Here is a 24,178-nt window from a genome sequence, read left to right on the forward strand (position 1 = left end):
GCCGCTCGGGCCGACCAAGGTGGTGCGGACACTGTCGGGTGAACGGGACCGGTGTCGCCGCACGATGGCGGCATGGATGAAACGACCTTGGTATCCCGCTTCCTCCGCGACGGCTTCGTGAAGCTGGAAGGCGCTGTCGCGCCGCGCGTGGCCGCGGACTGCGCGCGGCTGCTGTGGCGCGAGACGGGCTGCGACCCGGACGATCCGGCGACCTGGACAGAGCCCGTGCACCGGGTGGCCGGGATGGCGCAGGGTCCGTTCGCCGCCGCACCCAACTCCCCGTCCCTGCACCGCGCGTACGACCTGCTCGTCGGCCCGGGGCGCTGGGAGCCGCGCTACTCGCTGGGCACGTTCCCGTTGCGCTTCCCGCACGAGGAGGAGCCGGACGACGCCGGCTGGCACATCGAGGGGAGCTATCTGCCGCGGGGCGAGAGCTGGTACTTCACGAATCTGCGCTCCCGGGACCGGGCGCTGCTGATGCTGTTCCTGTTCAGCGAGGTCGGCGAGGAGGACGCCCCGACCCGGATCCGGGTCGGCTCACACCTCGACGCGCCGAAGGTGCTGGAGAAGTACGGGGAGGACGGGGCGAGCGGGCTGGTCCTGGCGCCGGATCTGGTGGCGGCGTCCGACCACCGGCCGGTCGCCCTCGCCACCGGGTCCCCGGGCGACGTCTTCCTGTGCCATCCGTTCCTGGTGCACGCCACCCAACCGCATCACGGGGTGCGCCCGCGCTTCATGGCCCAGCCGCCGCTCATGCCGGCCGCGGCCGTACGAACTGGAGCGGGCGGACGGCGCCTACTCACCCGTGGAGATCGCGATCCGTCGAGGTCTGGGACGGGACACCCCCGGTCCGGACGGGAACGGCCGGTGCGGCGCTCGACCGACACGGTCCGAGGCGTAAGGCGCTACGTGCACCACCACAGGAACCTGTTGCAGGTCTTCGTCGGGGACGGCTCCGGTGTGGGGGGCGGGGGCGCCGGGTCCGTGGTGCGGGTCGGGGCCGGCTGAGCGGAGGTGGGGGCCGAGGTGGGGCGAGCCGGGGAGGGGTCCGCGGCGGCCGGCTCGGGGGACTTCGACGGCTCGTCGTCCTCCGCCTTCTTCGACTTCTCGGGCTTCGGGGACTCAGAAGCCGAGGGAGTGCCGGACGCCTTCGGGGAAGCGGACTCCGACGCCTCGTCACCCTTCGGCCGGCCCGGCTCACCCGTCTCCGGCGACGCGTCACCGTCCGCCGACTCGTCCCCGGCCGCCGCCGGCTTCGGCGTCGATCTCGGCGCGTCCGTTCCGAGTTCCGCGAGGCTCAGCCCACCCGCCGCAAGTACGAAGCCCGCCGCGACGAACAGGGTCCGGCGCCGCCGGCGGCGATGCGCCGCGGCCTTCCGGTCCCGCCGGCTCGACCCGCCGCCCGGACCATCGGCGACCGGCCCGTGCCCCCGCCCGCGGCCACGCCGCCGAGCGGCCCGCCCCGGCGGCTCATCGGCCCCTTCGGGCGCGTCGCGATCGTCGCGTTCGTCGCGCTCGCCGCCGAACCTGTCCGACCCGTCCGGCCCGTCCGCGTCGCCGTGAAGGCCCTCGCCGCGCTCGGGCGCGATGCCGTACTCCCGCTCGTGCCGGTGCGGCGATGGGGCTGAGGTGCCGCATCCCGGGCAGGCCAGCGCGCCGTTGAGGTGCCTTCGGCACGGGTCGCAGTAGTCCATGACGCGGGAAGATTAAGTTCCGCGTCGGTCACGTTCCTAGATCCAGCTGTGAAAGTTCTGTGGGGACACGCCGCCCGCGTGGTTTCGAAACTGTCGAAACCGTTATGTGCGCGACCCATTGACACCCCCACCGCCGCGTCCTTACTGTCACGCCAGCATTTCGAACGTGTGCCGAAATATCGAACACACTCGATGGTACACAGACGGAACACTGACGGAATTGAGCCGACGAAGCTGCGAGGGACAACCGCCGTGCGCATCACCGGAATCAGCACACACGTGGTCGGGACGCCGTGGCGCAACCTGACGTACGTCCAGGTGCACACCGACGAGGGCATCACCGGAGTCGGCGAGACCCGGATGCTGGGACACACCGACGCCCTCCTCGGTTACCTGAAGGAGGCCCAGGCCAACCACATCCTCGGCTCGGACCCCTTCGCCGTCGAGGACCTCGTCAAGCGGATGAAGTACGGCGACTACGGCCGTGCCGGCGAGATCGTGATGTCGGGTATCGCCGTGATCGAGATGGCCTGCTGGGACATCAAGGGCAAGGCACTCGGCGTCCCCGTCTGGCAGCTGCTGGGCGGCAAGGTCACCGACAAGGTCAAGGCGTACGCCAACGGCTGGTACACCACCGAGCGGACTCCGGAGGCCTACCACAAGGCCGCCCAGGGCGTGATGGAGCGCGGGTACCGGGCACTCAAGATCGACCCGTTCGGCACCGGGCACTTCGAGCTCGACCACGAGCAGACCCTGTACGCCGTCTCCCTGATCGAGGCCGTACGCGACGCCATCGGCCCCGAGGCCGAGCTGATGCTGGAGATGCACGGCCGCTTCTCCCCCGCCACGGCCGTTCGCCTGGCGAAGGAGCTCGCGCCCTTCAAGCCGGCCTGGCTGGAGGAGCCGGTTCCGCCGGAGAACCTCAAGGCCCTGGAGAAGGTCGCCGCCAAGGTCGACATGCCGGTGGCCACCGGTGAGCGCATCCACGACCGGATCGAGTTCCGCGAGCTGTTCGAGAGCCAGGCCGTGGACATCATCCAGCCGGACGTCGGCCATATCGGTGGAATCTGGGAGACCCGGAAGCTCGCGGCGACCGCCGAGACGCACTACATGCTGGTGGCCCCCCACAACGTGGGTGGTTCGGTCCTGACCGCCGCTTCCCTCCAGGTCGGCTTCACCTCCCCGAACTTCAAGATCCTTGAGCACTTCAACGACTTCGCCGACGCGGAGATCAAGAAGGTGATCAAGGGTGCCCCGCAGGTGAACCCGGAGGACGGCTGCTTCCACGTCTCCGACGCGCCCGGTCTCGGTGTCGAGCTGGACGTCGACGCCGCCGCCGAGTTCCCCCAGCAGCAGGCCCGCTTCGACCTCTGGGCGGAGGGCTGGGAGCAGCGCAAGCCCAAGGGCGGCCAGTGACCGTCCGGCGGCCCGCCGAAACCCGGACCCGGCAACCGAAACCTTCGAAAACCTCAGGAGCGACGTGAGCACCGCCGACGCGAACACCGCGGTCGTCATCGACGCCCCGGGCGAGCATCGCCTCGTCCCGCACGAGCCCCGGCAGCCCGCCGCCGGCGAGGCGCTGGTGCGCGTCCACGCCTCCGGCATCTGCGGCAGCGACCGCGAGGTGTACCAGGGCAACCGCCCCGAGGGCTACGTGCGCTATCCGCTCACCCCGGGCCACGAGTGGTCCGGGACGGTGGAGGCCGTGGGTGCCGGTGTCCCCGGGTCCCTCGTCGGCCGCAAGGTCGTCGGTGAGGGGTTCCGCAACTGCCAGGTCTGCGACCGCTGCCACGCGGGCGACACGACGCTGTGCACGGCCGGTTACGAGGAGACCGGGTTCACCCAGCCGGGTGCGATGGCGACCACGCTGACGCTGCCGGCCCGTCTCCTGCACGCCCTCCCGGACGACTGCGACCTCACCGCGGCGGCGCTCCTGGAGCCCGCCGCGTGCATCGCCGCCGCCGCGCTGAAGGCGAACGCGCGGCCCGGCGAGCGGGTCGCCGTGGTGGGCACCGGCACGCTCGGCATGTTCGCCGTGCAGTTCCTGAAGGCGAACTCGCCGGCCGAGCTGCTGGTGGTCGGCACCCGGAATGACCGCGAGGCGTTGTCGCGGCAGTACGGGGCGACCGACTTCCGCACGAAGGACCAGGAGCTCCCGGACGACTTCGACGTGGTCATCGAGACCGCCGGGTCCGCGGACGCCGCCCAGGTCTCCGCCGCCCTGCTCCGCCGCGGGGGCCGGCTGGTCCTGACCGGCATCCCGGCGCCCGGCGCCGACGGTCTCGACCCGACGGACCTGGTCGTGAAGCAGCTGGAGGTGCACACCGTCTTCGGTGCTCCGCCGGACGCCTGGGCGCACACGGTCCGGGTGTTCGCCGCCGGTCTGCTCGACCCGCTGCCGCTGGTGACGCACGAGCTGCCGCTCGCCGAGTTCTCGCGGGCCATCGAGCTGGTGGGAGCCGGCGATCCGAAGGTGGGCAAGGTGTTGCTCCGCCCGTAGACGTACGCCGGTACGGGGGCAACCTGACGGCTCCCGTGCCGGCGTACACCAGCCTCGCCCTACCCAGCCTCGCCCTACCCAGAGCCGCGAACCTCGTCCGAAATATCGAACCGAAGGACATTCCTGTGACCGACGCTTCCGCCACCGCAGCCCGCAGGCCCGGTGAGCAGGCGCTCACCACGCTCGGCCTGAACGCGCCCGCCCTCGACCCCGCCGACGCCTCGCCGCACTCCTTCCCCGGCGGCGGCCGCTGGCGCACCGAGATCCCCTCCTGCGAGGGTCCCGAGGCGCTGGCGGTGGTCCTGAAGGAGGCCTCGCGGCTGGACGTGCCGATCCACCGGATCAGCCAGGGCAGCGGCGTGTGGATGCTGACCGACGCCGAGATCACCGAGATGGTCGAGGCGACCGGCGAGCGTGACATCGAGCTGTGCCTGTTCACCGGCCCGCGCGGCACCTGGGACATCGGCGGCTCCACGCGCACCGACTCGCGGGGGGCCGGACTGCGCGCACGGGGCCACGACGCCGTCGCCGGGTGTGTCGAAGACGCCGTGCGGGCCACGGAGTTGGGCGTCAAGTGCCTGCTCGTCGCCGACGAGGGCGTGCTGTGGACGCTGCACCGGGCGCGTGCGGCCGGCATCATCCCGGCCGACACCACCCTCAAGGTGAGTGCGCTCATCGGGCCCGTCAACCCGGCGGCGTACGCGGTCTACGAGCGTCTCGGCGCCGACTCCGTCAACGTGCCCAGCGATCTGACGCTCGATCACCTCACGGAGATCCGCCGGGTGTCCGGCGCTCCGATGGACATGTACATCGAGGCGCCCGACGACCTCGGCGGTTACGTCCGGATGTACGAGGTCGCCGAACTCATCCGGCGCGGGGCCCCGTTGTACCTGAAGTTCGGCCTGTCCAAGGCCCCGGGGATCTACCCGTACGGGCACCACATGCGGGAGTTGACCCTGGCCACCGCCAAGGAGCGGGTGCGGCGCGGCCGGCTGGCCCTGGACCTGCTGGCCCGTCACGGCGCGGACGGCGACATGGCGCCGCTCGGGTCCCGACTGCCGGGCGATCTGCAACGGTTCGAAATCTCGGCATAACGTTCCGGAAACTCGGCTTCACAAAAGAAGACACAGCCGACCACAATCCGACACATCTCTTCTCGGTCTTTCCGGCACGACCACCCGGAGCGACTTCGCGCCTACCGGACCGAGCCCTGCACACAGATCAAGGATGATCATCATGCGTAACCGCAGAGCCGCTCTCGCCGCCATAGCCGGAGCCGCGTCCCTCGCCCTGACCCTGTCCGCCTGCGGCCAGAACAGCGAGGGCGGCAGCAAGGAAGGCGACGGAGACGCCAAGGGCGGGACCATCGGCATCGCGATGCCGACCAAGTCCTCCGAGCGCTGGATCCTCGACGGCGACTACGTCAAGAAGAACCTGGAGGCCAAGGGCTACAAGCCCAAGCTGGTCTACGGCGAGGACGACCCGGACCAGCAGGTCTCCCAGGTCGAGAACCTGATCACGCAGGGCGTCAAGGCGCTGATCATCGCCGCCATCGACAACAAGTCGATGAACAACGTGCTCCAGCAGGCCAAGGACGCGGGCATCCCGGTCATCTCCTACGACCGCCTGATCCTCGGCACGAAGAACGTCGACTACTACGCCTCCTTCGACAACGAGAAGGTCGGCGAGCTCCAGGGCAGCTACATCGTCGAGAAGCTGGGTCTGAAGGACGGCTCCAAGAAGGGCCCCTTCAACATCGAGCTGTTCGCCGGCTCCAACGACGACAACAACACCCGCTACTTCTTCGGCGGCGCGATGAAGGTCCTGCAGCCCTACATCGACAAGAAGCAGCTCGTCGTCCGCTCCGGCCAGACCAAGCTCAACCAGGTCACCACCCTGCGCTGGGACGGCGGCACCGCCCAGAAGCGCATGGACGACATCCTGACCTCGGCCTACAAGACCGAGCGCGTCGACGCCGTCCTCTCCCCCTACGACGGCATCTCCATCGGCATCCTGTCCGCCCTGAAGTCCGACGACTACGGCTCCAAGAGCAAGCCGCTGCCGGTCGTCACCGGCCAGGACGCCGAGGTCGCCTCCCTGAAGTCGATCGAGGCGGGCCAGCAGACCCAGACCGTCTTCAAGGACACCCGCGAACTCGCCAAGGTGGCCACGGACATGGTCGACGCGGCGCTGAACGACAAGAAGCCGGCGCTCAACGACACCAAGACCTACGACAACGGTGTGAAGGTCGTGCCCGCGTTCCTGCTGAAGCCCGTGAGCGTCGACAAGTCCAACTACCAGAAGGTCGTCATCGACTCCGGCTACCACAAGGCAAGCGACCTCAAGTAGTCCCCGCCACCGACCGACGATTCACCACTGATTGGAAGGCACGACCATGGCGGGACCCGTCCTGGAAATGCGCTCGATCGTCAAGACCTTTCCCGGCGTCAAGGCGCTGTCGGACGTCACACTGACCGTCCAGCAGGGCGAGGTCCACGCCATCTGCGGGGAGAACGGCGCCGGCAAGTCGACCCTGATGAAGGTCCTCTCCGGCGTCCACCCGCACGGCACCTACGAGGGCGACATCCTCTTCGAGGGAGAGGTCTGCCAGTTCAAGGACATCCGGGCCAGCGAAGAGCGCGGCATCGTGATCATCCACCAGGAACTGGCCCTGGTGCCCTACCTCTCCCTCGCGGAGAACATCTTCCTCGGCAACGAGCACGCCACGCGCGGGATCATCAGCTGGACCGAGACCCTGCGCCACGCCTCGGAACTGCTGCGCCGGGTCGGTCTCTCCGACCACCCGGACACCCGCGTCGCCGACATCGGCGTGGGCAAGCAGCAGCTCGTGGAGATCGCCAAGGCCCTGTCGAAGAAGGTGAAGCTGCTCATCCTGGATGAGCCGACCGCCGCCCTGAACGACGAGGACAGCGGCAAACTCCTGGACCTGATCCTGGAGTTGAAGAAGCAGGGCATCACCTCGATCATCATCTCCCACAAGCTCAACGAGATCCGCAAGGTCGCCGACTCGGTGACGATCATCCGCGACGGCCAGACCATCGAGACCCTCGACGTGAAGGCCGCGGAGACCACCGAGGACCGGATCATCAGCGGCATGGTCGGCCGCGACCTGGAGAACCGCTTCCCGGAGCGGTCGCCGCACGAGCCCGAGGAGGGCGCGGCACCCGCCCTGGAGATCCGGGGCTGGACCGTGCACCACCCGATCGACCAGCAGCGCAAGGTCGTCGACGACGTCTCCCTCCAGGTGCGGCGCGGCGAGATCGTCGGCATCGCCGGTCTGATGGGCGCCGGCCGCACCGAACTCGCGATGAGCGTCTTCGGCCGGACCTACGGCCGGTACGCGGCCGGCACCGTCCTCAAGGACGGCACCGAGATCCGTACGAAGACCGTCCCCCAGGCGGTCAAGCACGGCATCGCGTACGTCACCGAGGACCGCAAGCACTACGGCCTCAACCTCATCGACACCATCAACCGGAACATCTCGCTGAGCGCCCTGGGCAAGGTCGCCAAGCGGGGTGTGGTCGACGAGCACGAGGAGCGGCAGGTCGCCGAGGGCTTCCGCAAGTCCATGAACATCAAGGCGCCGACCGTCTTCGAGCCGGTGGGCAAGCTGTCCGGCGGCAACCAGCAGAAGGTCGTCCTCAGCAAGTGGATCTTCTCGGGTCCGGACGTGCTGATCCTGGACGAGCCGACGCGCGGTATCGACGTCGGTGCCAAGTACGAGATCTACACGGTCATCGACCAGCTGGCCGCCCAGGGCAAGGCGGTCGTCTTCATCTCCTCCGAGCTGCCCGAGCTGCTCGGCATGTGCGACCGCATCTACACGATGGCCGCGGGGCGGCTGACGGGTGAGTTCTCGCGGGCCGAGGCCTCCCAGGAATCGCTGATGCGTCAGATGACGAAGGACAAAGAGGTAACCCGATGAGCACGGACGTGACCGCCAAGAGCCCGGCCCCCGCGCCGCCGGGCAAGAGCGGAGGGGCCGCGGGCGACGGCCTGCTCCAGCTGGTGATGGAGGGCATGCGCCGCAACATGCGGCAGTACGGCATGCTGATCGCCCTGGGCCTGATCGTCGTCCTGTTCGCCGTGTGGACCGACGGCGACCTGCTGCTGCCGCGCAACGTCTCCAACCTGGTGCTGCAGAACAGCTACATCCTGATCCTCGCGATCGGCATGATGCTGGTCATCATCGCCGGCCACATCGACCTGTCGGTCGGCTCGCTGACGGCGTTCGTCGGGTCGATGGCCGCGGTGTTCATGGTCAAACACGACATACCGTGGGTCCTCGCCGTGGTGCTGTGCCTGGCGGTGGGCGCGATCGCGGGTGCCATCCAGGGGTTCTTCATCGCGTACGGCGGCATACCGTCGTTCATCGTGACCCTCGCGGGCATGCTGATCTTCCGCGGTCTGACCGAGATCTTCCTGGAGGGCCAGACCCTCGGCCCGTTCCCCGACGGGCTGCAGAAGGTCGCCAACGGCTTCCTCCCGGAGGTCGGCCCGAAGACCAACTACCACAACCTCACGCTGCTGCTGGGCTTCGCGATGATCGCCTTCGTGATCTTCCAGGAGGTCCGTGACCGCAAGCGGCAGCAGGAGTTCAACCTGGACGTCCCGCCCACGAAGCTGTTCCTGCTGAAGCTGGTCGCGATCGGCGCCGCCATCCTCACGCTGACGATGCTGCTGGCCAGCTACAAGGGCGCCCCGATCGTGCTGCTCATCCTGGGCGTGCTGCTCGTCGGCTTCGGCTACGTGATGCGCAACGCGATCATCGGCCGCCACATCTACGCGATCGGCGGCAACCTGCCCGCGGCCAAGCTGTCGGGCGTGAAGGACAAGAAGGTCACCTTCCTGGTCTTCCTGAACATGGGCATGCTCGCGGCCCTGGCGGGTCTGGTCTTCGCCGCCCGCTTCAACGCGGCCTCTCCCAAGGCCGGCCTCAACTTCGAGCTGGAGGCGATCGCGGCCTCGTTCATCGGCGGCGCGTCGATGAGCGGCGGTGTCGGCACCGTGCTCGGCGCGATCATCGGTGGCCTGGTCCTGGGCGTGCTGAACAACGGTATGAACCTCGTCGGCATCGGCACCGACTGGCAGCAGGTCATCAAGGGCCTGGTCCTGCTGGCGGCGGTCGGGTTCGACGTGTGGAACAAGCGCAAGGTCGGTTCGTAAGTCAGATCGGGGCCCCGCCGGGAAGGCGGGGCCCTCTCCTTATACGGGAGCCGCACGCATGGAACTGAACAGACGCACGGTCATCGCCGGAGCAGCGGCGGCGGGAATGGCCGCCACCACCCTCGGCGGCACGGCGCACGCCACGGGAGGCAGGAAGCCGGTGAAGACGCTCTTCGGCAAGCTCGCCGACGGCACCAAGGTCTACAGCTGGTCGCTGGAGAACGGCGGCACCCGGCTGAAGGTCCTCTCCTGGGGTGGTGTCGTCCAATCCCTGGAGATCCCCGACCGCCGCGGCCGGTACGCCAACGTCTCCGCGGGCTTCGACAACCTCGAGGACTACGTCGCGAAGACCCCGTACTTCGGCGCCCTGATCGGCCGGTACGGCAACCGCATCGGCAAGGGCAAGTTCACCCTCGACGGCAAGAACTACCAGCTGTCCGTCAACGACGGTGAGCAGAGCCTGCACGGCGGCGCGCAGGGCTTCGACAAGCGCGTGTGGGACGTCGAGCCGTTCACCCAGGGCTCCGACGTCGGCCTGCACCTGTACTACACGAGCGTCGACGGCGAGATGGGCTACCCGGGCACGCTCAAGGCGAAGGTGACGTACACGCTCACCCGGCACGGCGACTGGCGCATCGACTACGAGGCCACCACCGACAAGGCCACCGTCGTCAACCTCACCAGCCACGTCTACTGGAACCTCGGCGGCGAGGGCAGCGGCACGATCGAGGACCACGAGCTCCGGATCGCCGGCTCCCGCTACACCCCGACCGACGCGGGCCTGATCCCCACGGGCGAGCTGGCCAAGGTCGCGGGCACGCCCTTCGACTTCACCCGCGCCAAGCCGATCGGCCGGGACATCCGCACCTCGCACCCGCAGCTGGTCACCGCCAAGGGCTTCGACCACAACTGGGTCCTCGACAAGGGCATCACCGCCCGGCCCGAGCACGTCGCCACCCTGCGCGACCCGTCCTCCGGCCGCACCCTGAAGATCGCCACGAACGAGCCGGGCCTGCAGTTCTACTCCGGCAACTTCCTCGACGGCACCCTCACCGGCCCGTCCGGCCGCACCTACCGGCAGGGCGACGCGCTGTGCCTGGAGACACAGCACTTCCCGGACTCGCCGAACAAGCCGTCGTTCCCGTCCACGGTGCTGCGGCCCGGGCAGACGTACCGCACGACGACCATCCACACATTCGGTTGCTGACAGCCCTTCACGGGTAGGACACAAGTTCTGGCCGTTTCCCTGACGGTTGAACGGTGTCACCACAAGCTCCGTATCCAAGGGTGGCCCGCGCTCCCCCGCGCGGGCCACCCTTGAACGTCGGGTCCGGCCGTCCCCACGGGCCCGCCTCATACGGAGGTTCCATGGCCGACAACGTCACCTCGCTGTTCCGCAGCACTGCGGCACACAGCCCCTCGATGGCGGCGTTGACGCGCGAGGGCGGCGACGGAGCCGGGCCCGTGGACTTCTGCATCCCCTGCAACCCCTACTTCCCCACCCCGGCCATGTTCGAGGACATGGCGGGCAGACTGCGCGACATCATCACGTACTACCCGAGCAGCGCCGACACCATCACGGCCGAGCTGTGCAACCTGCTCCAGCTTCCGCCGCAGTGCGTGGCGATGGGCAACGGCTCCACCGAGCTCATCACCTGGATCGACCACCTGCTGGTCCGCGAGTCCCTCGCCATCCCCGTCCCCACGTTCGGCCGCTGGACGGACCAGCCCATGGAGACCGGCAAGCGGGTCGACATGTACCCGCTCCAGGAGTCCAGCGGCTTCGCCCTCGACCTCGCGCAGTACGCCGAGTTCATCCGCGCGAGGGGCACGCGCGTCGCCGTCATCTGCAACCCCAACAACCCCGACGGCGGCTTCCTGCACAAGCACGCCATCGTCCAGTTCATGGATGCCATGGCCGACCTGGACCTGGTCGTCATCGACGAGTCGTTCCTGGAGTTCGCGGACGCCGAGGCGGAGCCGTCCGTCGTCCAGGAGGCGATGCTGCGGCCGAACGTCGTGGTCCTGCGCAGCCTCGGCAAGAACTTCGGCCTGCACGGCATCCGCTTCGGCTACCTGGTCGCCAACCCGGCGCTCGCCGGGCGGGTGAGGTCCATGCTCCCCAAGTGGAACCTCAACTCCTTCGCCGAGCACGTCGTCTTCATGCTCAAGGAGCACGGCAGCGAGTACGCGCAGAGCCTCCAGCAGGTGCGCCGCGACCGCCTCGACATGGCCAGCCAGCTGTCGGCCCTGCCCGGACTGACGGTCTACCCGTCGCAGGGCAACTTCCTCTTCGTGCGCCTCCCCGTGGGCGCCGAAGGCACGGTGGTCCGGGACCGGATGCTCACCGAGCACCGGATCCTGGTCCGCGAGTGCGGCAACAAGATCGGTTCGTCCAGCCGCTTCCTGCGTCTCGTGGTGCGCCCCCAGGTGGACGTGCGTCGCCTGGTGTCCGGCCTGGAACAGGTGCTCTACGGGACGTCCAGGAGGGGAGCCGCCGTACCCGAGCTGGGCAACGGGACCAGCTACAGCTCGGGTACGGCGGCAGTGGACCGCCTGGTGAGCGAGACCAACGGGTCCGGCATGCGGGGCCTTGCCGCTCAGGCCGCCGGTATCGGCGGTCCAGGGCCCGCTGCCGCCCCAGCTGCCGGCACGGGCATGCCGCTTCCCGCGGCGGCGTCCGTGGGCGCGGGTGCCGTGCCGGCGGCTCCGGGGGGCGGGGTGCCGATGCCGGCTGCCGCGCATCTGGGACAGATGGGCCAGGCAGGGCAGATGGGGCAGATGGGGCAGATGGGGCAGCAGCGGATGCCGCAGCCCGTGCCTCAGCCGGTGCCGCAGTCGGTGCCTCAGGCGGTGCCGCAACCCACCCCGCAGCCGGTGCCGCAGCCGGCTCCGCAGCCGGTGGCCGCTCCGGCACCGCCGCTGGCTCCCGTCGCCCAGGCGCCGGCCCCGGTCCCGACTCCAGCCCCGGCGCCGGTCCCTGCTCCGGCGCCGGTCCCCACACCGGCCCCCATGGGTCCCACCCCGCCGGGAGTCCCCGCCCGGGGCGGGCTGACCGCGGCGCAGGTGCGGGGTACGAACGGCTTGTCCCCGGCGCCTGCCACAGGCTGGCCGGGGGCGCAGGCCGCTTGGCCGAACGCGGCGGGGATGGGGCAGGCCGGGTAGCGCCCTCTCGCCGTCGGCGGTTTCTGCGCGGGTGGGGGTGCGGGTGCTGCGGGTGCGTGGTGGTTGCTCGCGCAGTTCCCCGCGCCCCTTCAGGGGCCCGCCGTCAGTAGGCGACGGGCCATCCGCTGCTCCAGTTCAGGAGATTGATGCCCAGCTTGGGCGTGCCGTTGTCGTTGCCGTCGTAGTAGTGGTAGACGATCAGGTCGCCGTCGGCGTCCTTCATGATCGACTGACCGCCCGGTCCGATGACGCTGCCGTGCGACTCGAGGACCGGGGTGCCGCCGTTGTTCATGAGGTCGACGCCGTTCCTGTCGCGGTACGGGCCGGTGACGCTGGAGGCGCGGCCGACCTTCACCTTGTACGTGGAGCTGGTCCCGGCGCAGCAGGTGTCGTACGAGGCGAAGAGGTAGTAGTAGCCGCCCCGCTTGACGATGAAGGGCGCCTCGACGGCCTTGGTGCCGGTCGGGCGGGAGGCGAGCGAGTAGCGGGTGGTGTTGGAGGAGAGCTGCTTCCCGGTGGACGGGTTGAGCTGGATCATCTTGATGCCGGTCCACCAACTGCCGAAGGACAGCCACCACTTGCCGTCGTCGTTCACGAAGAGGTTCGGGTCGATGGCGTTGAAGTCGCTCGCGGAGTTCGACGTGTAGACCGTGCCCTGGTCGGTCCAGCTGCCCGGCTGGCCGGTGCTGGAGGTCGCGAGTCCGATGGCGGACGTGTTCGAGCCGAACTTCGAGACGGAGTAGTACATCAGGTACTTGCCGCCCTGGTACGAGATGTCCGGCGCCCAGGCCTCCGGGACGGAGGAGTAGTTCCGCCACCAGCTCGGCCTCCCCGCGAACGCGTCGGCGCCGTTCCGGAAGGCGGTGCGGTCGGCGGAGGTCTTGTTGGCGATACCGCCGCCGGTGGCGTAGAGCAGGTACTGGCCGGACGAGGTGCGGATCATCGACGGGTCGTGGGTGACGACATCGCCGGTGACCCGCCCGGGGTTGGGGTACGCGGACGCCGTGCTCGGCACGAGTGCCAGCAGGGCGGCGGCGGGGAGGGCGAGCAGGGCGGTTCTCCTGCGCAGGACGAAGCGGGAGCGGCTCATACGGTCCTCCTTGCGGTGGGGGTGACGCGCTGCCCGGCATCTCGAACAGCGATCGCAAGTTCGAACGGACCGTAGAATCGAACACCTTGCGCGTCAATGGGGCGGGGCGGCAACAGGTGTGACCGGCACAGGAGATCTGTTGAAGATCCGTTGGGCGACTGTTTATGCCGACGCGGGACGATCGAGGCTGAAAAGGGGGATCCAGGCTCGGTACGAAGGGGGTGAGGCTGTGGAGTTCCGTGTGCTCGGAACTGTGGAGGCGCGTGTGGCCGCACGCCCGGTGGCTCTCGGACATGCCAAGCAACGGTGCGTGCTGGCGGTGCTGCTGTGCGACGCGGGCCGGGTCGTCTCGGCGGAGCGCCTGATCGACAGGGTGTGGGGCGAGGACCCGCCGGGCTCCGTCCGTAACATCCTGTCGGGGTACGTGGGCCGGCTGCGTACGGCTCTGCGCTCTTCGGGTGCCCACGGCGTCCGCCTCGCACGCAGCTCCGGCGGCTACCTGCTCGACGTCGCCCCCGAACACGTCGACGTCCACCGTTTCCGCCGCCTCGTGACCGAGGCCCGTTCGGCAGCCGACGCATGCCAGGACGAGCCGGCCGCCCAGCTGCTGGGCGACGCCCTCGCCCAGTGGCGGGGGGAGGCACTGTCCGGTCTGACCGGCGTCTGGGCGGAGGAGACCCGGGCCGGACTGGCCGACGAGCACCTCACCGCCGAACTCCGTTACCACGCGCTCGGCTTACGGCTGGGCCATCTCGACCAGGCACTGGAACGCCTGCGGCAACTCTTCGCCGCGCACCCGCTGGACGAGCGAGTGGTACGGCACCTGATGACCGCGCTCTACCGCGGCGACAGGCAGGCCGAGGCCCTGGAGACCTACGAGGACACCCGCCGCCGGCTCGCCGAGGAACTCGGCGTCGACCCGGGCCCCGAACTACGGAACCTGCACCGCGGAATCCTGCGCGGCCCGCCCGAACCGTCGGAGACCGGCCTCGGCGGAACACGGCTGGCGCCCGCCGAACTGCCTCATGACGTGGTGGGGTTCAGCGGCCGCGCGGAAGCACTGGCCCGGCTGAGCACACTGCTGGACGCGCACCCCGGGGAGGCCGTCGCGCTCTCGGTGATCAGCGGCGCTGCCGGCGTCGGCAAGACCGCACTGGCCATCCACGTGGCCCACCGTGCACGCGACCGCTTCCCCGACGGACAGCTCTACGTCGATCTGCGCGGCTACGACCACGAAAGCGCGCCCGTGACACCTCGGGAGGCCCTCGGCCAACTGCTCCGCAGCCTGGGCCTGACACCCCAGCAGATCCCCTCCGACCCGGACGAACAGGCCCGCCGCTACCGCTCCCTGCTGGACGGGCGGCGGATGCTGATCGTGCTGGACAACGCCGCCTCCGTCCGACAGGTCCGGCCCCTCCTGCCCGGCAGCCCGACCTGCCGCGTGCTGGTCACCAGCCGCCAACGCCTGACCGGCCTGGTCGCCCATAACGGCGCCGAGCCACTCCGGCTGGACGCCCTCGCCCCGCAGGAGGCGCGGGAACTGCTCGCGGCTGTCCTGGGCGAGCAGCGCGTGGCCGCAGAACCGGAGGCGGCCGAGGAACTGTCCCGCCGATGCGGCCGGTTGCCCCTGGCTCTGCGAGTGGCCGCCGCCCAGCTGCTCGCGGACCGGTGCCGGCGCCTGGCCGACCTGGCCGCCGAACTGGCGGCCGGAAACCGGCTGGCCACGCTGGAACTGGACGACGACCGCTCCTCCGCCGTGCGCGCCGCCTTCGACCTCTCCTACCGTGCGCTGGCCCCGGACGCCGCTCGGCTCTTCCGCCTGCTCGGGCTGGTCCCGGGGCCGGACATCACCCGGCCTGCCGCAGCCGCGCTGCTCGGCACGTCCGAGTCCGTGGCGGGGCCGCTGCTCACCACCCTGACGACGGCCCACCTGATCGAGTCCCCCGCACACGACCGGTACCGCTTCCACGACCTGCTGCGCGACTACGCCCGCGAGCGAGCGACGGCCGAGGAGCCACCGGCCTCGCGGGCGGCGGCCGAGGAGCGGCTGCACACCTCCTACCTGCACACCGCCGAGATGTGCGGGGGCGCCCTCCCCTGGCAGTACCCGCAACTCCCGCGTGACCCGGCGGGCCCCGACGACCCGCCCGCGACCCCGGACGAAGTCACCGTCGCGCTCGACCGGCTGGAAGCTGAGCAGGCCAATCTCCTCGCCGCGGTGGAGCACACAGCCGGCTCCGGCCCCCGGCACTTCGCCTGGGGGCTGATGACCGCTTTGCTCCGCTACTGCTGGCTCGGCCTGCCGCGCGGCGTCTGGCAGACCGCCGCCCAGGCCGCACTGCACGCGGCGGAGACCGACGGCGACCGTCCCGGCCAGGCCGCCATGCACCGCAGTCTGGGCATCGCCCACTGGGACATGGGCCACCACACGCAGGCCGTCCACCACCACACCCGTGTCCTGCACCTGCACCGCGAGAGCGGCGACCCGCTGGGCCAGGCCCTGGCCCTGGGCGGACTGGGACTGATCGACACGGAAGCGGCCCGACTCGACGCCGCCCTCGCCCACTTCACCGAGGCCCTGCGCCTCTCCCGCGAGGCCGACCGCCCGGACGCCGAGGCACAGGCCCTGATCGGCCTGGGCCTGGCCTACCGCGACCGGGGGCGCCTGGCGCTGTCCGCCGAGCACCTGGAACAGGCGCTGCGCATACTCCGCGAAGCCGGAGCGGGCGACGAGACCCACCGGCTGCCCGCGCTCAGCGCGACGTACTGGGAACAGGGCAGACTGGAGAAGGCGGCCCGGGCGCTGCGGGCGGGGGACGGCGGGAACGCCGGGACGTCGAGCGCCGAGCCGCAGCACGCGAACCCCACGACTCTCGACATCGCCGCCAGGATCGAGTTGGACCTCGGACACCACCAGCAGGCCCTGAAGTACGCCGAGCACTCGCTCCGGCTCGCCGAGACCACCGGACGACGCCGGCTGCTCGCGATCGCCCTGGGCACACTCGCCGACGCCCACCTGAGAACGGGCCACACGGAGGAAGCCACCCGTGTCCACGAACGGGCCCTGCCCATCGCCCGCCAGGTCGGCAACCAGCGCACCGAGGCCGAGATCCTGCTCGGCCTCGCCGAAGCCCACCGGGCACGGCAGCATCACCGCGAGGCCCTGGCCTGCGCCCGTCAGGCGCTGGCCCTGGCCCACCAGGGCGGCTTCGACGTCGTCAAGGCCCGGACACTGACGGAGCTCGCCGCCCTCCACACGGCGTGCGGACGACCGTCAGCAGGACGTGCCCGGGCCCGCGCCGCCGTCGCCCTCAACCGCCGCACAGGTCATCGCCTGGGCGAGGCCAGAGCCCTGGTGGCCCTGAGCGACGCCCTGAGCGCCCTGGACGACCCCTCCGCCGAGCCGGCACGGCAAGGTGCGCGCACGATCTACGCGGAGACAGGTGCGCGACCGTGACCCGTGCGGGAGCGACGGCCGCTGCCGCCGCTCCCGCACGTCGCCTCAGGCTCGGGTGCTCAGCACATCTCGACGCGGGGGCTGTACTTCTCCCCGCCCGCGCTGTCCTGCGTGTACGTGTAGTAGAAGCCCTTGCCCTGGCAGGCACCCCGGGCGTTCAGCTCGACGTTGGCGGCGGACTGGGTGGCGGAGCCGACCTTCACATCGGATCCGTTGTTGACCCACTTGTAGACCGTCACCGTGACCGTCTGGGAGTCGTCACCGGCACAGCCCCGGCGGCCACCCACGCCGGAGAGGTCGTTCCCGGTCTGGACGACGTTGTTGGAGTACAGCTCACAGGCCTTGACCTTCGGCTGCGTCTCCGTCTGCGGCGCGGAGGACGTGGTGGCCGAGGCCATCGGGGTCGCGAGGCCCGCCACCGCGACAGTGGCGAGGGTTCCGGTCAGTATCCGACGCTTGATCATGTTCTGCTCCCCGTAGTCGTGTCGGGCTTTCACGGGGTACATGAACGGGCCTGCCGCCCCGCATGTCCGACTCCAATGTGACGCGCGTCACTGTGCGCCGGTCCCGCCCGTGTCGACGTCACGTCCCAGCAGACGACGGAGCCGGCGCACGGCCCGCGTCCGGTACCGGGCGGCGGTTCCACGCCCTATCCCGAGGATCCGGGCGGCCTGTTCGGTCGTGTAGCCGTCGAGGTCCACGAGGATCACGACGCGGGCCTGCTGACGCGGCAGTTGATCCAGCAGCCGCACGGCCTCGATCTCACCGGTCCGCTCCTCGACTCCGCCGTCCCAGGCGCCGGCGGCATGCCGTAGCCGCTCCTCCGCCTGCCTCTTCTCACGTCGCCAGCCGTCCCGAGTGGCACTGGCCAGGGCGGAGAAGGCGTACGCGGCGGGCTCCGGATGTTCGAGGAACCTCCGGGGCCGCGAGGCCAGTTTCAGATACACGTCGTGCACCGCGTCCTCACCGCACTGCGCTGCCCCGGTGAGGGCGGCGGCCCGAGCGTAGAGCTTGGGCAGCAGCCCGCAGAACACCTCGTCGAACGAGGCGCTGCCGGGCTGATCGCGGACATCGGTCAGTGACTTGCTCATGGCTTCAGACACCCCCGTCTGTGTGTGCGGAGCGTTTGCGCGGGGAGTCTTCTCGGGCCGTGTGGAACGGGGATTGAGGGAACGTTGAGCGGCTACTGACCGGCCCTGGCCGGACTGACCGGTGACGACCACCCGGGCAGATCGATCTCGGCGCGGACGGACTTGCCGGGCGACGACTCGCGGTCCACGACCTCCCACCGGTCGGCGAGTGCCCCGACGAGGAGGAGACCCCGGCCGTACTCGTCGAGGGGGTGGGCCGGTCGCACACCGTTCGGTCCGGCCGGCGGGAACGGCGGCCCACTGCGACTGTCGGTCACCTCGACACGGACGCTGCCGGGGACGGGACCCTGCCGGGGACGAGCGACAATCGCAGCTCGAAGTCCCGCCCTGGCACGCGCCCGTGCGTCACGGCGTTCGCGGCCAGCTCGGCGACGATCAGGGCGACGGCATCGGACACGTCCGTGCCGTGCGGGATGCCCCAGGCATGCAGCTGGTTGGCGGCGAGGCGCCGGGCGAGCCGGGCGCCACGGCAGTACCGGTTACGGCCCGTGATGATGCCGTCGGGAGGTGACCGACAGTGGTTGACGGGGTGGCGGGGACGGACATGGGCACGGGAACGGGCGGCGAGCCTGAGTCGTCGGACAGTCTGCGGACTGTTCGGGGCGGTGGTTCAGAGCTTGCGCGAGCATGCGGGGCTCAGCCGGGAGGAGTTCGGGGAGCTGGTGCGGTTTTCGAAGCACACGGTGGCTTCTGTGGAGTTGGGGAGGCGGATACCGGATCCTGAATTCGTGCAGCGCGCGGAGGAGGTGTTCGGGAGGACGGGGGCGTTGCGGAAGGCAGCGGGGTGTTTGGAGCGACAGCCAGGGTTGGCGGCTTGGTTTCGGCGGTGGGCTGGGTTGGAGACCACGGCTTGTACACCTACGAATGCCGCATGATTCCTGGGCTGTTGGAGACGGAGGCGTATGCGCGAGCACTGTTCGTCCATCAGTTGCCCCCGCTGGACGACGCCCAGATCGAAGAGCGGTGGACCGCTCGTGCCGAGCGACAGGAACTGTTGAGGGAACGGCTGAGCCTGTTGCAGCGGATGCGAGGAGCCCTATGAGCACCGTCGAACTGGCCTGGTTCAAGTCCAGCTACAGCAGCAGCGGCGACGGCGACTGCGACTGCGTCGAGATGGCCATCCGCCCAGGCACCGTCCACATCCGCGACTCCAAGAACAGGCAGGGCCCCAAGCTCCGCCTCCCCCACCGCCTGGTCGGCCTTCCTCACGCACGCCACCAAGTAACTGTCGGGGCCACTCGCTTCTTTGTCAGTGCCGTGCTTCCACGGCCTGCCTCAAGGGCGCTTCGCGTCGCCTTCGGCGATGGCCCTGCGGGCCACCCTTGACACAGTCCGCTCCAGCACGTGAGAGAAGCGAGCGAGCGGCCCGAAAAGCGGGTGGCCAAACCATGCCTGCGATCACCGGCCCCTTGCATCGCCGGCCGGCATCGGGCGGACGCCCCCGCGCCTCGCCAGCACGCCGGGCGAGCTCAGCGACGAACGGTGGGTGGGTGGTGCGTGGCAGCAGAGCCGGGGGCATGCCCGGCCGGCCGGTTCGGCGAAGGCGGAAAGCAGTAAGTGGAGCGATTGGGCCACTGCTGCCGCACATCAGCCCAGGTGGGCGGAGTCCGTGGCGGCCGAAAGGCTCCAACTGCCTGCAGAACACCCATTGCCGAGGACCGTCGCGCCGCCGCCACCCCGAACCCGCCTCTCGCCGCCGAGCACACCCGACATGCCGCACCCCCGCAGACGCGCCACCCCAACCCCAACCCGCCGCTCGCCGCTCGCCGCCGAGCCCACCCGGCGTACCCCACCCCCGCGGAGGCGCCCCCACCCACCGCTCGCCGCTAAGCCCTCCCGGCGTGCAGGCGAGACGCGAGCGCGCCCCCTCTCGCCGGTCGGCTTCTTGAGGGGCGTGAGGGTGGGCAAGCTGTGGCCACCCGTTCCTCTCCGGCCGTTCGCTCGCTTCTCTCCCGTGCTGGAGCGGGCTGGGTCAAGGGTGGCCCGTAGGGCCATCGCCGAAGGCGACGCGGAGCGCCCTTGAGGCAGGCCGTGGAAGCACGACACTGGCAAGAAGCGAGTGGCCTCATCAGGGCCGCAAAGTGCCTGTCTCATCAGATACTTGACGCCGCGGGACTTTGCCGAACTCACAGCGCACGGACAGAGTCCGCCTCTACTCTGCCGTGTTCATGACAGACGAGACGAGCACCAACTCATCCCCCGTCGGACGCCGCACCGTCCTCCTCGCCACCGGCGCCACCGCCGCGACACTGGCCGTCGGAGTCGCCGCGTCGACCGACGCCCCCGCGTCCCGAGCCGACAGCACCGCCCCTGTCGCCGCCACAGCCGTCTGCACCCTCACGAAGGAGATGACCGAAGGCCCCTACTACCTCGACGGACAGTACGTTCGCGCCGACATCAGCGAGGGCAAGTCAGGTATCCCCCTGAAGCTGACCCTCACGGTCGTGGACGACGACACCTGCGCGCCGCTGAAGAACGCCCTGGTCGAGATCTGGCACTGCGACGCCCTCGGTGAGTACTCCGGCTTCGTGGGCGAGAACGGCCACGACGAGCCCGACAACGGCACGTTCCTGCGCGGCGGTGTCCTCACCGACTCCAGCGGCGTCGCGAAGATCACCACGATCTACCCGGGCTGGTACCGGGGCCGCTGCGTGCACATCCACGTCAAGGTCCACACGGACGTCACCCTGACCCCCGACGGCTCCTTCGAGGGCGGTCAGGAGCTGCACACCGGCCAGCTCTTCTTCGCCGAGACGATCACGGCCAAGGTCGCGCGACTCTCCCAGTACGCGGTCAACACGGTCCCCCGCACCACCCTCGCCCAGGACGGCATCTACGACGACGGAGGCGCCCGCTCAGGCCTCCTCACCCTCACCGCCCTCGGCAGCACGACGTCGGCCGGCTACGCCGGTGCGCTGACACTGGGCGTCGAACAGGGCTGACGCCGACCCGCACGGCCCCGGGCCCAGCCGCTTCGGTGGGCTCCGGGGCCACTCGTCACCGTCGTCCGCCGAACTCCCAGTCGTGTACCTCGATGTCGGCGTACCGCCCCTGCGTCAGGACCCCACGCGCCGCCTCCGCGTCAGGCGCCCGCACCAGCGCCGCCGTGCCCAGCCAGGCATCGCCGTCGTCGGAGAGGAGCGGTCCGTACGCGATCAGTTCGTCCCTGCGGTCGGAGGGAACCTCGAGGTCAGCCGCCTGACCCGAACTGAGGCCGAGTACCAGGAAGCGGTTGCCTGCCGTCGGGCCGCCGGGAAACTCCCACATGGTGCGGCCCAGCAGGTTGCGCCAGCGGCGCAGCAGGACGTCCCGGTACACGCCCGCCTGGTAGTTGGGCTCGTCGAAGGCGAAGGCCCGGGCGGCGGCGGGGTCCGGCAGGTCGACGATGTGGATGCTGCCGGTGGGGGTTTCACCGTCGGCCGCGAAGGTCGGGCCGCGGGCGATCAGCTCGGCGGCGTACTGGTCCATGTAGGACCAGTGGTCCTCCACCAGCTTCCCGCGCAGGGGCAGTGATCCGGGTCGGTCGCGGTGGTAGCAGACGAACTCCATGGTCGCCGAGCCTTGCCCACCACGCGCCGGATCTCAACTGCCTTTCCGGGGTCGGGCCGGCGCCTCGCGTCGCTGTGGCTACGCTCGTCACTCTCCGCACCGAATCCACCGTGAACAGAGGAGAGCAGACCGTGCGCAGCGCCGCAGTGACCCCCGAGGGCGATCACATCCGCTGGGTCGAGTTGCCGGGGCAGGAGCCGCCACGGGTGTACGTGCACGGGCTGGGTGCCACGTCGCCCGCCTACTTCACGGAAGTCGCGGTCGATCACCGGCTGGCCGGGCGGCGGTCGCTGCTGGTCGACCTCCTGGGCCACGGGATCAGCGATCGGCCGATCTCCTTCGACTACACGCTGGAGTCGCATGCCGACGCCCTCGCCGCTGCCCTGGAGGAGGCGGGTGTCGCAGGCGCGGAGGTCATCGCGCACAGCATGGGCGGTTCCGTCGCCATCGTCCTGGCCGCCCGGCATCCTCGTCTGGTCTCGCGCCTGGTGCTGGTGGACGCCAACCTCGATCCGATTCCGCGTGCTCCGGGTTCGTCGGGCAGCAGCGGTATCGCCTCCTACTCCGAGGAGGAGTTCGTGAACGGCGGGGGGTGGGAGGAGGTGCGCGACCGGGTCGGGGCGCACTGGTGGTCCACGATGAGACTGGCGGGCCTGGCAGCACTGCACCGCAGTGCCGTCCACCTCACCCGCGGCTCGGTGCCCACGATGCGCGAGATGCTGCTGGAGCTGAGGATTCCCCGTACGTTCCTGCTCCCCGAGGACGACGGACCGCTCCCGGGCGCCGACGCCCTGGTCGGGGCCGGGGTGTCCGTCGTCGCGATCCCCGACTGCGGGCACAACATCATGCTGGACAACCCGGAGGCCTTCGTGGCGGCGACCGCGGCGGCTTTGAAGGAGCGGTAGCCGAGTGCGGCCCACCGCGCGGGTGGGCCGCCCCCGTTCACCACGTCACTTCTTCGGCGGGCACTCCTTCCACGCCAGGTGGTACACCGTGCTGATGTCCCCGTCCGTCGAGTCCATCGTCATGAAGCTGACCTTGTTGGCCGACTGGGAACCGGCGTTGACCCGGAGCTCGGTGTTGATGTTGAAGTTGCGCTGGACTCCGCAGGGTGCGTAGACCAGCTGGGCCCAGTCCGTCTCGTCGGTGGCCTGCCAGTTGTCATTGAGGGGGCCGCTGAAGGGGTGGTTCTTCTGCACCGTGCTCGGTGAGCCCTGGAAGTAGTACGAGGCCCGCTGGGCACCGCTCGCGCCGGGCTGGAGGGAGGCGAAGCCCCGGTAGTCGGCGCTCGCGATGGCGTAGGTGAAGCCGCCGGGGACGTGGACGATCAGGCTGAGCTGGCAGTTCCTGCGGAACGCGGTCGGGTCGGAGCCGCCGCCGGCCTGGGCGAGGTAGTCGCTGTAGGTGACCGTGAACGCGGTGTTGTCCTCGGAGACGGCGACCGCTGCCGTGCCCGCGGGACAGCCGGAGCCGTTCACCGTGGCGACCTTGATGACGATCTTGTCCGGGGGCGGGTCGTCGAACCCGGAGGACGGGGATTGTGCGGGGAGTGCGCTGGTGAGGAGCGCGGCTATCGCGCCGCTCAGGAGCAGGCCACCGGCCATGGTTCTCCCATCCGTTCGTGGGGGGTGGATCACTAGGCGGGCATGGGCATGTCAAGACGACAGCACATGCACCCCCGACCTGTGACCATTCCATGAAGGAGCTGTGAAGGCCGGGAGCGGTGGCATCGTACGCAGGGCGGGAGGGGTCGGCCAGAGCGCTCTCCGGCCATTCACAGTGGCGTGAATTCACGCGGGATGTCGGTGGACACATAAGGTGCGGTGCAGTGCGTCAGACCCAGGACTCCCCGAGGACGCGATGAGGATCACCCACCGGCACGGACGCGGCCCGTCACGGGTTCTCCCACGCCGCCGGTTCCGCCGCCAGCCGCTCCACCGGCTCGGGCAGCGCCCCGGCCGCGAGGTCGGCGACCGTCACGCCCTCCAGGATCCTGCGCACATTGGCCCGCAGGGCGACCCACAGCGGCAGCAGCGGCTCGGCCGTGCCGGTGTAGGCGAGGCCGGTCGGGCGCTCGCCGCGTACCGAGACGATCGGGCCGTCCACGGCCCGGATCACGTCCGCGACCGTGATCTCGGCGGCCTCCCGGGCCAGCCGGTAGCCACCGCCCCCGCCGCGCCTGCTGTCGACGACACCCCCGCGGCGCAGATCGCCGAGGATCCCCTCCAGGAACTTGTGGGGAATGTCCTGCGCGGAGGCGACGGCCTCCGCCTTGACCGGCCCCTCACCTTGCCGGGCGGCCAGCTCCACGACCGCTCGTACCGCGTAGTCCGCACGTGCCGAGATCCTCATAGCACCATTGTCGCGGTCGGCCTGTAGACAATG

Annotated in this window: 18 protein-coding genes and 4 pseudogenes; 14 read left to right on the top strand and 8 right to left on the bottom strand. The window is 70.1% G+C overall.

Translation table 11 applies throughout. From position 1 onward, the window contains the following. Positions 1 to 72: 72 nt before the first annotated feature. Positions 73 to 901, top strand: a pseudogene (locus ABZ016_RS01545) (phytanoyl-CoA dioxygenase family protein). A gap of 4 nt (positions 902 to 905) precedes the next feature. Here ABZ016_RS01545 and ABZ016_RS01550 read toward each other — a convergent pair. Continuing rightward, positions 906 to 1,694 carry a hypothetical protein gene (locus ABZ016_RS01550; RefSeq protein WP_356914505.1) on the bottom strand — a complete coding sequence of 263 codons (789 nt, stop codon included), beginning with the start codon at positions 1,692 to 1,694 and terminating at the stop codon, positions 906 to 908. A gap of 252 nt (positions 1,695 to 1,946) precedes the next feature. Between ABZ016_RS01550 and ABZ016_RS01555 the strand changes: the two genes are divergently transcribed. The 8 genes from ABZ016_RS01555 to ABZ016_RS01590 all read left to right on the top strand — a co-directional run bounded on the left by ABZ016_RS01555 (position 1,947) and on the right by ABZ016_RS01590 (position 12,546). Beyond that, complete coding sequence (locus tag ABZ016_RS01555; protein WP_356914506.1) at positions 1,947 to 3,110, top strand: mandelate racemase/muconate lactonizing enzyme family protein; 1,164 nt, start codon at positions 1,947 to 1,949, stop codon at positions 3,108 to 3,110. A 64-nt stretch (positions 3,111 to 3,174) separates the two neighbouring features. Next, positions 3,175 to 4,194, top strand: a complete 1,020-nt coding sequence (locus tag ABZ016_RS01560; protein WP_356914507.1) for an alcohol dehydrogenase catalytic domain-containing protein — start codon at positions 3,175 to 3,177, stop codon at positions 4,192 to 4,194. 125 nt (positions 4,195 to 4,319) lie between these two features. Beyond that, complete coding sequence (locus ABZ016_RS01565; RefSeq protein ID WP_356914508.1) at positions 4,320 to 5,288, top strand: hypothetical protein; 969 nt, start codon at positions 4,320 to 4,322, stop codon at positions 5,286 to 5,288. Between the two features lie 142 nt (positions 5,289 to 5,430). After that, complete coding sequence (gene chvE, locus ABZ016_RS01570) at positions 5,431 to 6,543, top strand: multiple monosaccharide ABC transporter substrate-binding protein (protein WP_356914509.1); 1,113 nt, start codon at positions 5,431 to 5,433, stop codon at positions 6,541 to 6,543. 46 nt (positions 6,544 to 6,589) lie between these two features. Next, the gene (gene mmsA, locus ABZ016_RS01575) at positions 6,590 to 8,140 is read left to right on the top strand and encodes a multiple monosaccharide ABC transporter ATP-binding protein (protein ID WP_356914510.1); all 1,551 of its coding nucleotides are present in this window, start codon (positions 6,590 to 6,592) and stop codon (positions 8,138 to 8,140) included. After that, positions 8,137 to 9,381 (top strand): multiple monosaccharide ABC transporter permease, encoded by a 1,245-nt coding sequence (gene mmsB, locus ABZ016_RS01580; protein WP_356914511.1) that lies wholly within the window; start codon positions 8,137 to 8,139, stop codon positions 9,379 to 9,381. Before mmsA ends, mmsB begins: the two co-directional genes overlap by 4 nt. A 58-nt stretch (positions 9,382 to 9,439) precedes the next feature. Continuing rightward, complete coding sequence (locus ABZ016_RS01585) at positions 9,440 to 10,588, top strand: aldose epimerase family protein (protein ID WP_356914512.1); 1,149 nt, start codon at positions 9,440 to 9,442, stop codon at positions 10,586 to 10,588. A 161-nt stretch (positions 10,589 to 10,749) separates the two neighbouring features. Beyond that, a complete protein-coding gene (locus ABZ016_RS01590) occupies positions 10,750 to 12,546 on the top strand; it encodes a histidinol-phosphate transaminase (protein WP_356914513.1) in 1,797 nt (598 codons plus the stop codon). A gap of 103 nt (positions 12,547 to 12,649) precedes the next feature. Here the strand turns inward: ABZ016_RS01590 and ABZ016_RS01595 are convergent, their stop codons facing one another. Continuing rightward, complete coding sequence (locus ABZ016_RS01595) at positions 12,650 to 13,636, bottom strand: arabinan endo-1,5-alpha-L-arabinosidase (protein ID WP_356914514.1); 987 nt, start codon at positions 13,634 to 13,636, stop codon at positions 12,650 to 12,652. Between the two features lie 265 nt (positions 13,637 to 13,901). On the opposite strand from ABZ016_RS01595, the gene ABZ016_RS01600 reads away from it, so the two are divergent. Then, a complete protein-coding gene (locus tag ABZ016_RS01600; RefSeq protein ID WP_356914515.1) occupies positions 13,902 to 17,093 on the top strand; it encodes a BTAD domain-containing putative transcriptional regulator in 3,192 nt (1,063 codons plus the stop codon). A gap of 59 nt (positions 17,094 to 17,152) precedes the next feature. On the opposite strand, the gene ABZ016_RS01605 is transcribed toward ABZ016_RS01600, so the two are convergent. The 3 genes and pseudogenes from ABZ016_RS01605 to ABZ016_RS01615 form a co-directional block, all read right to left on the bottom strand. Then, positions 17,153 to 17,557 (bottom strand): hypothetical protein, encoded by a 405-nt coding sequence (locus ABZ016_RS01605; RefSeq protein ID WP_356914516.1) that lies wholly within the window; start codon positions 17,555 to 17,557, stop codon positions 17,153 to 17,155. Positions 17,558 to 17,644: 87 nt separating this feature from the next. After that, positions 17,645 to 18,184: an RNA polymerase sigma factor gene (locus ABZ016_RS01610; protein WP_356914517.1), complete on the bottom strand. Its 540-nt coding sequence runs from the start codon at positions 18,182 to 18,184 to the stop codon at positions 17,645 to 17,647. Positions 18,185 to 18,276: 92 nt separating this feature from the next. Further along, a pseudogene (locus tag ABZ016_RS01615) lies at positions 18,277 to 18,740 on the bottom strand (ATP-binding protein). Between the two features lie 48 nt (positions 18,741 to 18,788). Between ABZ016_RS01615 and ABZ016_RS01620 the strand changes: the two are divergent. The 3 genes and pseudogenes from ABZ016_RS01620 to ABZ016_RS01630 all read left to right on the top strand — a co-directional run. After that, positions 18,789 to 19,250, top strand: a pseudogene (locus ABZ016_RS01620) (Scr1 family TA system antitoxin-like transcriptional regulator); the annotation flags it as partial. Between the two features lie 32 nt (positions 19,251 to 19,282). Then, positions 19,283 to 19,469, top strand: a pseudogene (locus ABZ016_RS01625) (DUF397 domain-containing protein). Positions 19,470 to 20,412: 943 nt separating this feature from the next. Next, positions 20,413 to 21,186, top strand: coding sequence for an intradiol ring-cleavage dioxygenase (locus tag ABZ016_RS01630; RefSeq protein ID WP_356914518.1), 774 nt, complete (start codon positions 20,413 to 20,415; stop codon positions 21,184 to 21,186). Positions 21,187 to 21,241: 55 nt separating this feature from the next. Here ABZ016_RS01630 and ABZ016_RS01635 read toward each other — a convergent pair whose 3' ends face one another. After that, complete coding sequence (locus ABZ016_RS01635) at positions 21,242 to 21,793, bottom strand: YciI family protein (protein WP_356914519.1); 552 nt, start codon at positions 21,791 to 21,793, stop codon at positions 21,242 to 21,244. A 131-nt stretch (positions 21,794 to 21,924) separates the two neighbouring features. Between ABZ016_RS01635 and ABZ016_RS01640 the strand changes: the two genes are divergently transcribed. Next, complete coding sequence (locus tag ABZ016_RS01640) at positions 21,925 to 22,698, top strand: alpha/beta hydrolase (RefSeq protein ID WP_356914520.1); 774 nt, start codon at positions 21,925 to 21,927, stop codon at positions 22,696 to 22,698. Positions 22,699 to 22,743: 45 nt separating this feature from the next. Here the strand turns inward: ABZ016_RS01640 and ABZ016_RS01645 are convergent, their stop codons facing one another. Next, on the bottom strand, positions 22,744 to 23,397 hold the full coding sequence (locus ABZ016_RS01645) for a DUF4360 domain-containing protein (RefSeq protein ID WP_356914521.1): 654 nt from the start codon (positions 23,395 to 23,397) through the stop codon (positions 22,744 to 22,746). 289 nt (positions 23,398 to 23,686) lie between these two features. Then, the gene (locus ABZ016_RS01650; RefSeq protein WP_345659485.1) at positions 23,687 to 24,145 is read right to left on the bottom strand and encodes an Rrf2 family transcriptional regulator; all 459 of its coding nucleotides are present in this window, start codon (positions 24,143 to 24,145) and stop codon (positions 23,687 to 23,689) included. Between the last annotated feature and the right edge of the window lie 33 nt (positions 24,146 to 24,178).

The organism is Streptomyces sp. NPDC006372 (genome assembly GCF_040612515.1).
Lineage (GTDB): Bacteria > Actinomycetota > Actinomycetes > Streptomycetales > Streptomycetaceae > Streptomyces.

What these genes read in the sequence shown, in the direction of transcription:
- ABZ016_RS01550 (WP_356914505.1), bottom strand. Translation starts at nt 1,694, where the DNA reads ATGGACTACTGCGACCCGTGCCGAAGGCACCTCAACGGCGCGCTGGCC.
- chvE (WP_356914509.1), top strand. Translation starts at nt 5,431, where the DNA reads ATGCGTAACCGCAGAGCCGCTCTCGCCGCCATAGCCGGAGCCGCGTCC.
- mmsA (WP_356914510.1), top strand. Translation starts at nt 6,590, where the DNA reads ATGGCGGGACCCGTCCTGGAAATGCGCTCGATCGTCAAGACCTTTCCC.
- mmsB (WP_356914511.1), top strand. Translation starts at nt 8,137, where the DNA reads ATGAGCACGGACGTGACCGCCAAGAGCCCGGCCCCCGCGCCGCCGGGC.
- ABZ016_RS01585 (WP_356914512.1), top strand. Translation starts at nt 9,440, where the DNA reads ATGGAACTGAACAGACGCACGGTCATCGCCGGAGCAGCGGCGGCGGGA.
- ABZ016_RS01590 (WP_356914513.1), top strand. Translation starts at nt 10,750, where the DNA reads ATGGCCGACAACGTCACCTCGCTGTTCCGCAGCACTGCGGCACACAGC.
- ABZ016_RS01595 (WP_356914514.1), bottom strand. Translation starts at nt 13,636, where the DNA reads ATGAGCCGCTCCCGCTTCGTCCTGCGCAGGAGAACCGCCCTGCTCGCC.
- ABZ016_RS01605 (WP_356914516.1), bottom strand. Translation starts at nt 17,557, where the DNA reads ATGATCAAGCGTCGGATACTGACCGGAACCCTCGCCACTGTCGCGGTG.
- ABZ016_RS01610 (WP_356914517.1), bottom strand. Translation starts at nt 18,184, where the DNA reads ATGAGCAAGTCACTGACCGATGTCCGCGATCAGCCCGGCAGCGCCTCG.
- ABZ016_RS01630 (WP_356914518.1), top strand. Translation starts at nt 20,413, where the DNA reads ATGACAGACGAGACGAGCACCAACTCATCCCCCGTCGGACGCCGCACC.
- ABZ016_RS01635 (WP_356914519.1), bottom strand. Translation starts at nt 21,793, where the DNA reads ATGGAGTTCGTCTGCTACCACCGCGACCGACCCGGATCACTGCCCCTG.
- ABZ016_RS01645 (WP_356914521.1), bottom strand. Translation starts at nt 23,397, where the DNA reads ATGGCCGGTGGCCTGCTCCTGAGCGGCGCGATAGCCGCGCTCCTCACC.
- ABZ016_RS01650 (WP_345659485.1), bottom strand. Translation starts at nt 24,145, where the DNA reads ATGAGGATCTCGGCACGTGCGGACTACGCGGTACGAGCGGTCGTGGAG.